At 51.4% G+C, this 12,527-nt stretch carries 13 protein-coding genes; all 13 read left to right on the top strand.

Features of this window, described 5'->3' with window-relative positions:
* Window positions 1-55: 55 nt before the first annotated feature.
* The 13 genes from aroB (at window position 56) to A31E_RS06350 (ending at window position 12,516) form a co-directional block, all read left to right on the top strand.
* Entirely contained in the window at window positions 56-1,144 is a 1,089-nt protein-coding gene (gene aroB, locus A31E_RS06290) for a 3-dehydroquinate synthase (protein WP_000439860.1), read from the top strand.
* 91 nt (window positions 1,145-1,235) lie between these two features.
* Entirely contained in the window at window positions 1,236-2,534 is a 1,299-nt protein-coding gene (gene damX / locus A31E_RS06295; protein WP_016249277.1) for a cell division protein DamX, read from the top strand.
* 106 nt (window positions 2,535-2,640) lie between these two features.
* Window positions 2,641-3,477, top strand: a complete 837-nt coding sequence (gene dam, locus A31E_RS06300; RefSeq protein ID WP_000742158.1) for an adenine-specific DNA-methyltransferase — start codon at window positions 2,641-2,643, stop codon at window positions 3,475-3,477.
* 17 nt (window positions 3,478-3,494) lie between these two features.
* Complete coding sequence (gene rpe / locus A31E_RS06305) at window positions 3,495-4,172, top strand: ribulose-phosphate 3-epimerase (RefSeq protein ID WP_000816280.1); 678 nt, start codon at window positions 3,495-3,497, stop codon at window positions 4,170-4,172.
* A complete protein-coding gene (gene gph, locus A31E_RS06310; RefSeq protein ID WP_001517219.1) occupies window positions 4,165-4,923 on the top strand; it encodes a phosphoglycolate phosphatase in 759 nt (252 codons plus the stop codon). The genes rpe and gph overlap by 8 nt, the downstream gene beginning before the upstream one ends.
* A complete protein-coding gene (trpS, locus tag A31E_RS06315; protein WP_000165548.1) occupies window positions 4,916-5,920 on the top strand; it encodes a tryptophan--tRNA ligase in 1,005 nt (334 codons plus the stop codon). The genes gph and trpS overlap by 8 nt, the downstream gene beginning before the upstream one ends.
* A gap of 282 nt (window positions 5,921-6,202) precedes the next feature.
* Complete coding sequence (gene yhfZ / locus A31E_RS06320; RefSeq protein ID WP_001254804.1) at window positions 6,203-7,108, top strand: GntR family transcriptional regulator YhfZ; 906 nt, start codon at window positions 6,203-6,205, stop codon at window positions 7,106-7,108.
* Between the two features lie 16 nt (window positions 7,109-7,124).
* Window positions 7,125-7,487 (top strand): hypothetical protein, encoded by a 363-nt coding sequence (locus tag A31E_RS06325; RefSeq protein ID WP_000450044.1) that lies wholly within the window; start codon window positions 7,125-7,127, stop codon window positions 7,485-7,487.
* An 83-nt stretch (window positions 7,488-7,570) separates the two neighbouring features.
* Window positions 7,571-8,734: a YhfX family PLP-dependent enzyme gene (locus A31E_RS06330; RefSeq protein WP_016249276.1), complete on the top strand. Its 1,164-nt coding sequence runs from the start codon at window positions 7,571-7,573 to the stop codon at window positions 8,732-8,734.
* The gene (locus A31E_RS06335) at window positions 8,735-9,961 is read left to right on the top strand and encodes a phosphopentomutase (RefSeq protein WP_001517216.1); all 1,227 of its coding nucleotides are present in this window, start codon (window positions 8,735-8,737) and stop codon (window positions 9,959-9,961) included. It begins immediately after the preceding gene.
* The gene (locus A31E_RS06340) at window positions 9,958-10,836 is read left to right on the top strand and encodes a phosphotriesterase-related protein (RefSeq protein WP_016249275.1); all 879 of its coding nucleotides are present in this window, start codon (window positions 9,958-9,960) and stop codon (window positions 10,834-10,836) included. Before A31E_RS06335 ends, A31E_RS06340 begins: the two co-directional genes overlap by 4 nt.
* 10 nt (window positions 10,837-10,846) lie before the next feature.
* Complete coding sequence (locus tag A31E_RS06345) at window positions 10,847-11,200, top strand: DUF2620 domain-containing protein (protein WP_001517214.1); 354 nt, start codon at window positions 10,847-10,849, stop codon at window positions 11,198-11,200.
* An 11-nt stretch (window positions 11,201-11,211) separates the two neighbouring features.
* Window positions 11,212-12,516, top strand: a complete 1,305-nt coding sequence (locus tag A31E_RS06350; protein WP_000366842.1) for a YhfT family protein — start codon at window positions 11,212-11,214, stop codon at window positions 12,514-12,516.
* The last annotated feature ends 11 nt before the right edge of the window (window positions 12,517-12,527 follow it).

The raw sequence follows: 12,527 nt of genomic DNA, 5'->3' as shown, positions 1-12,527 counted from the left end.
TCTGGCTTTATATACACTCGTCTGCGGGTACAGTAATTAAGGTGGATGTCGCGTTATGGAGAGGATAGTCGTTACTCTCGGGGAACGTAGTTACCCAATTACCATCGCATCTGGTTTGTTTAACGAACCAGCTTCATTCTTACCGCTGAAATCGGGCGAGCAGGTGATGTTGGTCACCAACGAAACCCTGGCTCCCTTGTATCTCGATAAGGTTCGCGGCGTACTTGAACAGGCGGGTGTTAACGTTGATAGCGTTATCCTTCCTGACGGCGAGCAGTATAAAAGCCTGGCAGTGCTCGACACCGTTTTTACGGCGTTGTTGCAAAAGCCGCACGGTCGCGATACGACGCTGGTAGCGCTTGGCGGCGGTGTAGTGGGCGATCTTACCGGTTTTGCAGCGGCGAGCTATCAGCGCGGTGTTCGCTTCATTCAAGTCCCGACGACACTGCTGTCGCAGGTGGACTCTTCCGTCGGCGGCAAAACCGCAGTCAACCATCCCCTCGGTAAAAATATGATTGGCGCTTTTTATCAGCCAGCATCCGTGGTGGTGGATCTCGACTGTCTGAAAACGCTTCCCCCGCGAGAGTTAGCTTCGGGGCTGGCGGAAGTCATCAAATACGGCATTATTCTTGACGGTGAGTTTTTCAACTGGCTGGAAGATAATCTGGATGCATTGCTCGGTCTGGATGGTTCGGCAATGGCGTACTGTATTCGTCGTTGTTGCGAGCTGAAAGCAGAAGTTGTTGCTGCCGACGAGCGCGAATCCGGCTTACGTGCTTTACTGAATCTGGGACATACCTTTGGTCATGCCATTGAAGCTGAAATGGGCTATGGCAATTGGTTACACGGCGAAGCGGTTGCTGCAGGTATGGTGATGGCGGCGCGGACGTCGGAACGTCTTGGGCAGTTCAGTTCTGCCGAAACGCAGCGTATTATTACTCTGCTCACGCGGGCTGGGTTACCGGTTAATGGGCCGCGCGAAATGTCCGCGCAGGCATATTTACCGCATATGCTGCGTGACAAGAAAGTCCTTGCGGGAGAAATGCGCTTAATTCTTCCGTTGGCAATTGGTAAAAGCGAAGTTCGCGGCGGCGTATCGCACGAGCTTGTTCTTAATGCTATTGCCGATTGTCAATCAGCGTAACAACAAGAAAGGTCAGGCCGCTTATTAAGTGGTCTATTAGCTTCAGGTTAATTGCAACGTGGTAAGCATTAACCTTTTAGTGGGGTGTTAAATGGATGAATTCAAACCAGAAGACGAGCTGAAACCCGATCCCAGCGATCGTCGTACTGGTCGTTCTCGTCAATCTTCTGAGCGTTCAGAACGTACTGAACGTGGCGAACCGCAGATCAATTTTGATGATATTGAACTTGATGACACTGACGATCGCCGTCCGACTCGTGCGCAAAAAGAGCGCAATGAGGAACCGGAAATCGAAGAAGAAATTGATGATTCCGAAGATGAAGCTGTGGATGAAGAGCGCGTAGAGCGTCGTCCGCGTAAGCGTAAAAAAGCAGCCAGCAAACCGGCTTCTCGTCAGTATATGATGATGGGCGTCGGCATTCTGGTTCTGTTGTTGTTGATCATCGGTATCGGTTCTGCGCTAAAAGCCCCCTCGACCTCTTCCAGCGATCAAACTGCGTCTGGTGAGAAGAGTATTGATCTTTCTGGTAATGCGGTCGATCAGGCGAATGGTGTGCAGCCAGCGCCGGGAACCACGTCTGCGCAAAATACCCAGCAGGATGTTTCTCTGCCACCGATCTCTTCTACGCCGACCCAGGGGCAATCCCCGGCGGCAATGGATGGGCAGCAACGTGTTGAAGTGCAGGGCGATCTGAATAACGCGCTGACACAACCACAAAATCAGCAGCAGTTGAACAATGTGGCGGTCAACTCCACGCTGCCGACCGAACCTGCGACTGTAGCCCCAGTTCGCAATGGCAATGCATCGCGTGATACGGCGAAAACGCAAACTGCTGAACGTCCGACCACCACGCGTCCGGCACGTCAGCAGACGGTGATTGAACCGAAGAAACCGCAAGCAACCGTGAAAACGGAACCGAAGCCAGTAGCACAACAGCCGAAGCATACTGAACCGGCTGCGCCAGTGGTGAGCACCAGGGCACCTGCTGCGACTTCTACGCCAGTAGCAACGCCTGCGCCGAAAGCGACCGCCAGCACGGAGCCTGCACAAACGGCATCTCCGGCGCAAACCACGGCAACACCAGCCGCTGGGGCGAAGACCACAGGCAATGTCGGCTCGTTGAAATCGGCACCGTCCAGCCATTACACTCTGCAGCTAAGCAGTTCTTCTAACTACGACAACCTGAACGGTTGGGCGAAGAAAGAGAATCTGAAAAACTACGTTGTCTATGAAACGACGCGTAACGGTCAGCCGTGGTATGTCCTGGTTTCTGGCGTGTACGCTTCGAAAGAAGAAGCGAAAAAAGCGGTATCTACATTGCCAGCCGATGTTCAGGCCAAAAACCCGTGGGCGAAACCGCTGCGTCAGGTACAGGCCGATTTGAAGTAATCAAGGCTATTTCCCGCAATGGTTTACCGTTGCGGGAACTGCCTGAAGCGCTGGATGCTGTCGGAGCTTTCTCCACAGCCGGAGAAGGTGTAATTAGTTAGTCAGCATGAAGAAAAATCGCGCTTTTTTGAAGTGGGCAGGGGGCAAATATCCCCTGCTTGATGATATTAAACGACATTTGCCTAAGGGCGAATGTTTGGTTGAGCCTTTTGTGGGTGCCGGGTCGGTGTTTCTCAACACCGACTTTTCTCGTTATGTCCTTGCTGATATCAATAGCGACCTGATCAGTCTCTACAACATTGTGAAGACGCGTACCGATGAGTACGTACAGGCTGCTCACGAGCTGTTTGTTCCTGAGACAAATTGCGCTGAGGTCTACTATCAGTTCCGCGAAGAGTTCAACAAAAGTCAGGATCCCTTCCGCCGGGCGGTACTGTTTTTATATCTGAATCGCTACGGGTACAACGGTCTGTGCCGTTACAATCTGCGCGGTGAATTTAATGTGCCATTCGGCCGTTACAAAAAACCCTATTTCCCGGAAGCAGAGTTGTATCACTTTGCCGAAAAAGCGCAGAATGCCTTTTTCTATTGTGAGTCTTACGCCGACAGCATGGCGCGCGCGGATGATGCATCCGTCGTTTATTGCGATCCGCCTTATGCACCACTTTCTGCAACCGCCAACTTTACGGCGTATCACACAAATAGTTTTACTCTTGAACAACAAGCGCATCTGGCGGAGATTGCTGAAGGTCTGGTTGATCGCCAGATCCCGGTACTGATTTCCAATCATGATACTGCGCTAACGCGCGAGTGGTATCAGCGCGCAAAATTGCATGTCGTCAAAGTTCGACGCAGTATAAGCAGCAACGGCGGCACACGTAAAAAGGTGGACGAACTGCTGGCTTTGTACAAACCAGGAGTCGTTTCACCCGCGAAAAAATAATTCTCAAGGAGAAGCGGATGAAACAGTATTTGATTGCCCCCTCAATTCTGTCGGCTGATTTTGCCCGCCTGGGTGAAGATACCGCAAAAGCCCTGGCAGCCGGCGCTGATGTCGTGCATTTTGATGTCATGGATAACCACTACGTTCCCAACCTGACGATTGGACCTATGGTGCTGAAATCCTTGCGTAACTACGGCATTACCGCCCCTATTGATGTACATTTGATGGTGAAACCGGTTGATCGCATTGTGCCGGATTTCGCTGCCGCAGGTGCCAGCATCATTACCTTTCATCCTGAAGCCTCAGAGCACGTTGATCGCACGCTGCAACTGATTAAAGAAAATGGCTGTAAAGCGGGTCTGGTGTTCAACCCGGCCACGCCGTTGAGTTATCTGGACTATGTGATGGATAAGCTGGATGTGATCCTGCTGATGTCAGTTAACCCCGGTTTTGGCGGTCAGTCTTTCATTCCGCAAACGTTAGATAAACTACGCGAAGTGCGTCGCCGCATCGACGAGTCTGGTTTCGATATCCGCCTGGAAGTGGATGGCGGAGTGAAGGTTAATAACATTGGCGAAATCGCTGCGGCGGGTGCGGATATGTTCGTCGCTGGTTCGGCCATTTTCGACCAGCCAGACTACAAAAAAGTCATTGATGAAATGCGCAGTGAACTGGCAAAGGTAAGTCATGAATAAGTTTGAAGATATTCGGGGCGTTGCCTTCGATCTCGATGGCACGCTGGTTGACAGTGCTCCCGGTCTTGCTGCCGCGGTAGATATGGCGCTGTACGCGCTGGAGTTACCTGTCGCAGGCGAAGAAAGAGTTATTACCTGGATTGGTAACGGCGCAGATGTTCTGATGGAACGAGCACTGACCTGGGCGCGTCAGGAACGTGCGACCCTGCGTAAAACGATGGGTAAGCCGCCTGTTGATGACGACATCCCATTGCAAGAACAGGTGCGTATTATGCGTAAGCTGTTTGACCGCTACTATGGCGAGGTTGCTGAAGAAGGGACGTTTTTGTTTCCACACGTTGCCGATACGCTCGGTGCGTTGCAGGCCAAAGGCTTGCCGTTAGGTCTGGTCACGAACAAACCGACGCCGTTTGTTGCGCCATTGCTTGAAGCTTTAGATATCGCCAAATACTTTAGCGTGGTCATCGGTGGCGATGACGTACAAAACAAAAAGCCGCATCCGGATCCGCTGTTACTGGTGGCTGAACGTATGGGCATTGCTCCACAACAAATGCTGTTTGTTGGCGACTCTCGCAATGATATTCAGGCGGCAAAAGCGGCCGGTTGTCCTTCTGTTGGCTTAACCTATGGATATAACTACGGCGAGGCTATCGAACTTAGCCAGCCTGATGTAATTTATCAGTCTCTCAATGACCTTCTGCCCGCATTAGGGCTTCCGCAAAGCGAAAATCAGGAATCGAAAAATGACTAAGCCCATCGTTTTTAGTGGCGCACAGCCTTCAGGTGAATTGACCATTGGTAACTACATGGGTGCGCTGCGTCAGTGGGTAAACATGCAGGATGACTACCATTGCATTTACTGTATCGTTGACCAACACGCTATTACCGTGCGCCAGGATGCACAGAAGCTGCGTAAAGCGACGCTGGATACGTTGGCACTGTATCTGGCTTGTGGCATCGATCCTGAGAAAAGCACCATCTTTGTTCAGTCCCACGTACCGGAACACGCACAGTTAGGTTGGGCGCTGAACTGCTATACCTATTTCGGTGAGCTGAGCCGCATGACTCAGTTCAAAGATAAATCTGCACGTTACGCTGAGAATATCAACGCTGGTCTGTTTGACTATCCGGTGCTGATGGCAGCAGATATCCTGCTGTATCAAACCAACCTGGTGCCGGTCGGTGAGGATCAGAAACAGCACCTGGAACTGAGCCGTGATATCGCCCAGCGTTTCAACGCGCTGTATGGCGATATCTTTAAAGTGCCAGAGCCGTATATTCCGAAATCTGGCGCGCGCGTAATGTCTTTGCTGGAGCCGACCAAAAAGATGTCCAAGTCTGACGATAACCGCAATAACGTTATCGGCCTGCTGGAAGATCCGAAATCGGTAGTGAAGAAAATCAAGCGTGCGGTCACTGATTCCGACGAGCCGCCAGTAGTTCGCTACGACGTGCAGAACAAAGCGGGGGTTTCTAACCTGCTGGATATCCTTTCTGCAGTGACTGGCCAGAGCATCCCGGAGCTGGAAAAACAGTTCGAAGGCAAAATGTATGGTCATCTGAAAGGCGAAGTGGCAGAAGCGGTTTCCGGAATGTTGACTGAATTGCAGGAGCGTTATCACCGTTTCCGCAATGACGAAGCCTTCCTGCAACAGGTGATGAAAGACGGCGCAGAAAAAGCCAGCGCACACGCTTCCCGCACGCTGAAAGCGGTTTACGAAGCAATTGGTTTTGTAGCGAAGCCGTAATTCAACATTGTTGGCAAAGTGCGCTTTGTTTATGCCAGATGCGACGTGAACGCCTTATCTGGCCTATAAAATGTTGTAAATTCAACATGTTGAAGGAAAGCGTAGCGCATCATGCAGTTTTGCTTTTATCATCACTCTGAAACCGGGGAAACCCGGTTTTTTTGTCCCTTTTTCGCAGTAATCCGGAAAAATGTGAAGCATCTCGCCGTTTCCATCTCTCGTGGTTGCCACTTATCTTCATTTTAATGAATATATAAATATTCACTTTATTGAAAATTTACTATGCGCCGAACGTTTATCAAAAAAGAAGGTGTCGTCATCACGACGCTGGCCCGTTATTTGTTGGGTGAAAAATGCGGTAATCGCCTGAAAACGATTGATGAGCTGGCAACTGAATGCCGCTCGTCCGTTGGCCTGACGCAGGCCGCGCTAAAAACGCTGGAATCAAGCGGCGCGATACGCATTGAACGTCGCGGGCGTAATGGCAGTTTCCTGGCGGAGATGGATAACAAAGCGCTGTTGAGCCATGTCGATATCAACAATGTAGTCTGTGCGATGCCTCTGCCTTATACCCGTCTGTACGAAGGGTTGGCGAGCGGGTTAAAAGCCCAGTTTGATGGCATTCCTTTTTACTATGCGCATATGCGCGGCGCGGATATTCGCGTGGAGTGTTTGCTTAACGGTGTGTATGACATGGCAGTGGTTTCCCGGCTGGCGGCAGAAAGTTATCTCACACAAAAAGGTTTATGCCTCGCACTGGAGTTGGGGCCGCACACCTACGTTGGTGAGCACCAGTTGATTTGTCGCAAAGGTGAATCCGGTAATGTGCAGCGTGTTGGGCTGGATAGTCGCTCGGCGGATCAGAAAATCATGACCGATGTCTTTTTTGGTGATCGCAGTGTGGAGCGCGTCGATCTCTCCTATCACGAGAGTTTGCAGCGCATTGTCAAAGGTGATGTCGATGCGGTGATCTGGAATGTGGTGGCAGAAAGCGAACTGGCCATGCTTGGATTAGAAGCGACGCCGCTCACAGACGATCCGCGATTTTTGCAGGCCACCGAAGCCGTGATCCTGACGCGAGCTGATGATTACCCAATGCAACAATTACTGCGTGCGGTTGTTGATAAACACGCCCTGCTTGCCCATCAACAGCGGGTGGTCAGCGGGGAACAGGAACCCAGTTATTAAATAAAAGGCATCTAAAATGGAAACCAGACTCAACCTGCTTTGCGATGCAGGGGTCATAGATAAGGACATCTGTAAAGGCATGATGCAGGTTGTCAAGATTCTGGAAACAGAATGTCATCTGCCCATACGTAGCGAGCAGGGAACGATGGCGATGACGCATATGGCGAGTGCGCTGATGCGCAGCCGTCGCGGTGAACAGATACTGCCGCTGGATGACGAATTACTGACGGAACTGGCGCAATCCAGCCACTGGCCAGCGATCATGCAGTTGCATCGGGTGTTATTGCAGGGATTCGCGTTGGAAGTTAACCCGTGTGAAGAAGGATATCTGCTGGCCAACCTTTATGGATTATGGATGGCCGCTAACGAAGACCTTTGAAGCACATGGCAAATCCACGTCGTACATCTTAAATATTCAAAAAAATGAATATTTGAATTAAGGAACAGAAACGAGGCAACAAGATGTTTTTAGAAGCATTGAAACGCCAGAACCCGGCGCTGATTTCTGCCGCATTAAGCCTGTGGCAGCAGGGCAAGATCGCCCCGGACTGTTGGGTGATCGACGTGGATCAGGTACTGGAAAACGGTAAGCGACTCATTGAGACAGCACGGCTTTACGGTATTGAACTGTATCTGATGACTAAGCAGTTCGGTCGTAACCCGTGGCTGGCGGAAAAGCTGCTGGCGCTGGGCTACAGCGGCATTGTGGCGGTGGACTACAAAGAGGCACGAGTGATGCGTCGCGCCGGTTTGCCGGTGGCGCATCAGGGGCATCTGGTACAAATCCCTTGTCACCAGGTATCTGACACCGTTGAACAGGGAACCGGTGTTATCACTGTGTTTACCCTCGATAAAGCACGGGAAATTTCTGCGGCAGCGGTGAAGGCTGGATGCGTACAGTCTGTGCTGCTCAAAGTTTATAGCGACGATGATTTCCTTTATCCAGGGCAGGAGAGCGGTTTTACCCAAAATACGCTGCATGACATTGTCGCTGAAATCCAAAAACTACCAGGACTACATTTAGCGGGACTTACCCATTTCCCTTGCCTGCTTTGGGATGAAACAAGCGGGAAAGTTTTACCCACGCCGAATCTTCACACGCTGGTACAGGCGCGGGATCAACTGGCTAAATCTGGCACTGCCCTTGAGCAACTAAACGCGCCTTCAGCGACCAGTTGCACTTCGTTGCCGGTGTTAGCGCAATATGGTGTTACCCATGCCGAACCTGGTCATGCGCTGACCGGCACTATTCCGGCAAACCAGCAGGGCGATCAACCCGAACGTATCGCCATGCTTTGGTTAAGTGAAATTTCCCACCACTTCCGTGGCGACAGTTATTGCTATGGCGGTGGTTACTATCGCCGTGGTCATGCACATCACGCTCTTATTTTTACTCCAGAAAATCAAAGCATCACAGAAACACTTCTCAAAACAGTGGATGACAACAGTATCGACTATTACCTGCCGTTGGCTGGTGAGTTTCCGGTAAGTAGCGCGGTGGTGCTCTGTTTTCGTACGCAGATTTTTGTCACCCGTAGCGATGTGGTGTTGGTGTCCGGTATTCAGCGCGGCGCGGCGGAAATTGTTGGTCGCTATGACAGTCTCGGCAACCTTCTGGAGGCGTAAATGGCGCGATTTGTGGTGTTAGTGATCGATAGTTTTGGCGTAGGCGCAATGAAAGATGTTGCGCGGGTACGCCCACAGGATGCCGGGGCGAATACCTGTGGTCACATTCTTAGCCAGTTGCCGCATTTACAGTTGCCGACTCTTGAGAAGTTGGGGCTAATCAATGCATTGGGTTATGCGCCGGGTGATATGCAGCCATCGGATTGCGCAGTCTGGGGCGTAGCAGAACTGCAACATGAAGGTGGCGATACCTTTATGGGGCATCAGGAAATTTTAGGTACGCGCCCCTTGCCGCCGCTGCGGATGCCCTTTCGCGACGTTATTGATCGTGTTGAACGAGCCTTAATGGCTGCGGGCTGGCAGGTCGAACGCCGTGGCGATGCGTTGCAATTTCTGTGGGTAAACCAGGCCGTGGCAGTTGGCGACAATCTCGAAGCGGATTTAGGCCAGGTCTATAACGTTACCGCCAATCTCTCTGCGATACCGTTCGATGAAGTTGTCAAGATTGGTCGTGTGGTGCGTGAGCAGGTACAGGTTGGCAGGGTTATTACTTTTGGCGGCCTGTTGCAGGACAGCCAGCGCATTCTTGATGCCGCAGAAAGCAAGGAAGGGCGTTTTATTGGCATAAATGCACCGCGTTCCGGCGCTTATGACAGCGGTTTCCAGGTTGTACATATGGGCTACGGTGTCGATGAAAAAGTGCAGGTGCCGCAACAACTGCATCAGGTAGGCGTACCTACGGTGCTGGTGGGTAAGGTGGCGGATATCGTCAGCAATCCTCATGGAATGAGCTGGCAAAATTTGGTGGATAGCCAACGGATTATGGATATCACTCTCGACGAATTTAACGCCCATCCGACAGCCTTTATTTGCACCAATATTCAGGAAACCGACCTCGCCGGCCACGCAGAAGACGTCGCACGTTATGCCGAACGTTTGCAGGTCGTTGACCGTAATCTTGCCCGGCTTGTTGAGGCGATGCAGCCGGATGATTGCCTGATCGTCATGGCTGATCACGGTAACGACCCGACTATCGGCCACAGCCACCATACCCGCGAAGTAGTGCCTGTGCTGGTTTATCAGCGTGGATTGGCTGCCACTCGTCTGGGTGTGTATCCCACGCTCTCTGATGTTGGAGCCACAGTATGTGAATTTTTCCGTGCTTCGCCGCCACAAAACGGCAGCTCTTTTTTATCTTCCCTTCGCTTTCAGGGTGACTCTTTATGACCATCGATTCGACCGGCTACACCCTTGCTCATGAGCATCTGCATATTGATCTCTCCGGCTTTAAAAACAACGTGGATTGCCGCCTTGATCAATATGCGTTCATTTGCCAGGAGATGAACGACCTGATGGCGCAGGGCGTTCGTAATGTGATTGAGATGACCAATCGTTACATGGGCCGCAATGCGCAATTTATGCTCGATGTGATGCGTGAGACGGGAATCAACGTGGTGCCTTGTACTGGTTATTACCAGGATGCCTTTTTCCCGGAGCATGTGGCGACCCGCAGCGTGCAGGAGCTGGCGCAAGAGATGGTCGATGAAATTGAACAGGGTATCGATGGCACAGAACTGAAAGCCGGGGTCATCGCGGAGATTGGCTCCAGTGAGGGCAAAATCACGCCGCTGGAAGAGAAAGTTTTCATTGCCGCCGCGTTGGCGCATAACCAGACCGGACGGCCCATTTCCACTCATACATCTTTTAGCACTATGGGGTTGGAACAACTGGCTCTACTGCAATCCCACGGTGTCGATCTTTCGCGGGTCACCCTCGGGCACTGCGATCTTAAAGACAACCTCGACAACATTTTAAAGATGATCGATCTCGGCGCGTATGTGCAGTTCGACACCATTGGCAAGAACAGTTACTACCCGGATGAGAAGCGTATTGCGATGCTTCACGCGCTCCGCGACCGTGGATTGCTTAACCGCGTCATGCTGTCGATGGATATTACTCGTCGTTCCCATTTAAAAGCCAACGGTGGTTATGGCTATGACTTTTTATTTACCACCTTTATTCCGCAGTTGCGCCAGTCAGGATTCAGTCAGGCCGATGTGGATGTGATGTTACGTGAAACTCCCTCTCAATTTTTCCAATAAGGACAGACTCATGAAAAAGATTGGCGTTGCAGGCTTACAGCGTGAGCAGATTAAAAAAACCATTGAAACGACGGCTCCTGGCTGTTTTGAAGTTTTCATTTATAACGACATGGAAGCGGCAATGAAAGTGAAATCCGGGCAACTGGATTACTACATCGGCGCGTGTAATACCGGCGCAGGTGCGGCATTGTCGATTGCTATCGCGGTGATTGGTTATAACAAAAGTTGCACCATTGCCAGGCCTGGTATTAAAGCGAAAGACGAGCATATCGCCAAAATGATCGCTGAAGGAAAGGTGGCGTTTGGGCTTTCCGTTGAGCACGTTGAACACGCGATTCCGATGCTGATTAACCATCTGAAATAAAAGGCACGACTATGGATCTGTATATTCAGATTATCGTGGTGGCGTGCCTGACCGGTATGACATCACTTCTGGCACATCGCTCGGCGGCCGTATTTCATGATGGTATTCGCCCGATCCTGCCACAATTGATTGAAGGCTATATGAACCGTCGCGAGGCGGGGAGTATCGCTTTCGGTTTGAGTATTGGTTTTGTGGCATCGGTGGGGATCTCCTTTACCCTGAAAACCGGCCTGCTCAACGCATGGTTACTTTTTCTTCCTACCGATATCCTCGGCGTACTGGCGATAAACAGCCTGATGGCGTTTGGCCTTGGCGCAATCTGGGGGATACTGATCCTCACCTGCCTGCTGCCGGTAAACCAGTTGCTGACTGCGCTGCCGGTTGATGTTTTAGGTAGTCTGGGGGAATTAAGCTCTCCGGTAGTTTCTGCTTTTGCACTCTTCCCGCTGGTGGCGATTTTCTACCAGTTTGGCTGGAAGCAAAGCCTGATCGCTGCCGCCGTCGTGTTGATGACTCGCGTCGTGGTGGTGCGTTATTTCCCGCATCTTAATCCGGAATCCATCGAAATCTTTATTGGCATGGTAATGCTGCTGGGGATCGCGATAACTCACGACCTGCGTCATCGTGATGAAAATGATATCGATGCCAGCGGATTTTCGGTCTTTGAAGAGCGCACGTCGCGGATTATCAAAAATCTTCCGTATATCGCCATTGTCGGAGCGCTGATCGCTGCTGTTGCCAGTATGAAAATTTTTGCTGGTAGCGAAGTGTCGATCTTCACCCTTGAGAAAGCGTACTCCGCAGGCGTCACGCCGGAGCAATCGCAAACGCTGATCAATCAGGCGGCGCTGGCAGAATTTATGCGCGGGCTGGGTTTTGTGCCGTTGATTGCCACCACTGCGTTAGCCACGGGGGTGTATGCGGTTGCTGGCTTTACCTTTGTCTATGCGGTGGGCTATCTCTCGCCTAATCCGATGGTTGCGGCGGTATTGGGCGCAGTGGTTATTTCGGCGGAAGTTTTGTTGTTACGGTCGATAGGTAAATGGCTGGGGCGCTACCCGTCAGTGCGTAATGCGTCGGATAACATTCGTAACGCCATGAATATGCTGATGGAAGTGGCTCTGTTGGTCGGTTCGATTTTCGCGGCAATCAAAATGGCGGGTTATACCGGATTCTCTATTGCGGTCGCCATTTACTTCCTCAACGAATCTCTGGGGCGTCCGGTACAGAAAATGGCGGCACCTGTGGTGGCAGTGATGATCACCGGCATTCTGCTGAATGTTCTTTACTGGCTTGGCTTGTTTGTTCCGGCTTAAGGAATGCACTT

Source organism: Escherichia sp. KTE159 (assembly GCF_000408805.1).
Lineage (GTDB): Bacteria > Pseudomonadota > Gammaproteobacteria > Enterobacterales > Enterobacteriaceae > Escherichia > Escherichia marmotae.
The sequence above is the reverse complement of the archived record's forward strand: the minus strand, read 5'-3'. Positions and strand labels throughout refer to the sequence as shown.